Origin of the sequence: Halanaerobium salsuginis, from assembly GCF_900114545.1 — a bacterium.
In the GTDB taxonomy this organism is placed as follows: domain Bacteria; phylum Bacillota; class Halanaerobiia; order Halanaerobiales; family Halanaerobiaceae; genus Halanaerobium; species Halanaerobium salsuginis.
In genome coordinates, this window is sequence record NZ_FOTI01000087.1 from 1 (window position 1) to 2,219 (window position 2,219).

General features: G+C 29.3%; 2 protein-coding genes. Both read left to right on the forward strand.

The window, feature by feature from the left end:
• The first annotated feature begins 198 nt into the window (after positions 1-198).
• Positions 199-885, forward strand: coding sequence for a GntR family transcriptional regulator (locus BMZ74_RS14240; protein WP_089862866.1), 687 nt, complete (start codon positions 199-201; stop codon positions 883-885).
• A 198-nt stretch (positions 886-1,083) separates the two neighbouring features.
• Positions 1,084-2,076, forward strand: coding sequence for a C4-dicarboxylate TRAP transporter substrate-binding protein (locus BMZ74_RS14245; RefSeq protein ID WP_218142096.1), 993 nt, complete (start codon positions 1,084-1,086; stop codon positions 2,074-2,076).
• The last annotated feature ends 143 nt before the right edge of the window (positions 2,077-2,219 follow it).

Consider the following 2,219-nt stretch of genomic DNA (forward strand, 5'->3'; position numbering starts at 1 on the left):
CCTCCATATGATTTTGTTTGGTCACTTATATCATACTAGGTTTTTAGCTATGGTTCTAATTTTTTTGTCTGTTGCATTTGATTTTACAATGAACCATTTAAAAAATAATATTTACTGGGTCACAAATAATTTGACAATTTCGAACTAGTATGTTAGTATAATTAATATATTAAATTGTTTTGACTAGAAGGGGTAAAAATGAATTTAATTAATCATGATAATTATAAAAATCTAAATATGAAAGATTATGTATATAATGTTTTAAAAGAAAATATTATGTATTTGAAATTAAAACCAGGTACTGTGCTTGGGAAAAAAGAGATGGCAGAGGAATTTGATGTAAGTAGGACTCCAATTAGGGAAGCTTTTGTCAAATTAAAGGAAGAGGGGTTAATTGATGTTTATCCCCAGCGAGGTACTTTTGTTTCTTATATTGATTTAGATAAAGTTCAGGAAGCTAAGTTTATGAGAGAAGCTTTAGAAACAAAAATTGTAAAATTGGCCTGTGAAGTTTTTCCTGATGAAAAAATATTTGATTTAGAAGCTAATCTTAAAGTTCAGGAGATGAGTTTAGAGCAAAATAATTACATGAAATTATTTGAGTATGATAATGAATTTCATAAAATGTTATTCGAAGGCTGTAATATGGGAAATATTTGGATTGCAATTGAACAAATAAGCAGTCATTTAAATAGAATGCGCATGCTGAGTCTGTCTGCAGATTTTAATCGTTCTGATGTTATTGAAGATCATCAGCGAATAATAAATACAATTAAAGAGAGAAATTCTCAAAAGGCTTTAAAAGTAATGGAATCTCATATAAGTAGAATTAAGTTTGATCAGGAAAAATTGAAAAGAGATTATCCTGATTACTTTGAAAGTTAAAAACTTTTGTTTTTAAACTAACTAACATGTTAGTATAATTAGAATACGAAGAATAACAGTTCTTAATTCAAAAATGGATTAAGAATATAAGTATATAAGATTACATATAAAACAAGGAGGGATATTTTAAAAATTCACAATTTTTCTTTTGCATTGAATAGTTAATTTATTATAACAACTTAAATAGGAGGAATAAAATTGTTTACTAAAAAATCTATTTCTAAATCATTAATTGTTTTAATTGGGGTATTAGTTTTAAGTATTGTATTTAGTAATTCAATTATGGCACAGGATTATACTTTAAATGTTGGGATGGCAGTTGGTGAAACAAATCCAATGTATAAAGGTGCAATGCAGTTAAAAGAAAATGTAGAAGCAAGGACTGATGGAGATCTGGAAATACGAGTATTTCCAAATTCTCAATTGGGAAGTACTGATGATTTACAGGAACAGGCAAAAATGGGCGCAAATGTAGCAGTAATAACAGATGCTGGAAGACTTGCTGATGTTTTACCTGAGATTGGTATTTTAAATGCACCATATATTGCTACAAATTATGAAGATGTAAGAAAAATAGTATTATCAGATATGTTTAGAGATTTATCAAATAAGTTAACTGAAGATAATTATAAAGTACTGTCATTTAACTGGTATCAGGGAGCAAGACATTTTTTAACAAACAAACGAGTTGAAAATCCATCTGATTTAAACGGCCTAAAGATTAGAACTCCTGGTTCACCAGTTTGGAGAAAAAGTGTTGCTGCTATGGGAGCAACTCCTACTCCATTAGACTGGTCAGAAGTATATCCTGGAATTCAGCAGGGAGTTATCGATGGTGCTGAGGCACAGCATACAGCAACTTATGGTTCTTCACTTTATGAGGTAGTAGATTATATTAATAAAACTGGCCATTTTCAGTTAATGACAGGTTTAGTTGTTGGAACAAGATGGTTTAATAGTCTTCCAGAAGATTATCAAAATATAATATTGGAAGAGTCTATTAATGCAGGAGACTATGCATCTGAGTTAACAATTGAATTAGGAGAAAAGTATGAAGCTGAAATGAAAGAAATGGGTGTAACAATTGTCGAACCAAATATTGAAGCTTTTGTAGAGAGTGTACAGGGAGTTTATGAAGAGTTTGGATATAATGAGTTAAAAGAAGAAATTAAAAATAAGGTTTTAAATTAAAAAGATTAGTTTTATACGGCCTTCAAATTTGAAGGCCGTATAAAATAATAAAAGTAATACGGTAAGATGTCAAGAGAAAAAAAGAAAATAATTTAATTTATTTGGCTGAAAACGGTCAAATTAGGCATAGTTCTATCCGCCTA

Coding starts and splice junctions, on each gene's coding strand:
- BMZ74_RS14240 (WP_089862866.1), top strand. CDS start 199: ATGAATTTAATTAATCATGATAATTATAAAAATCTAAATATGAAAGAT.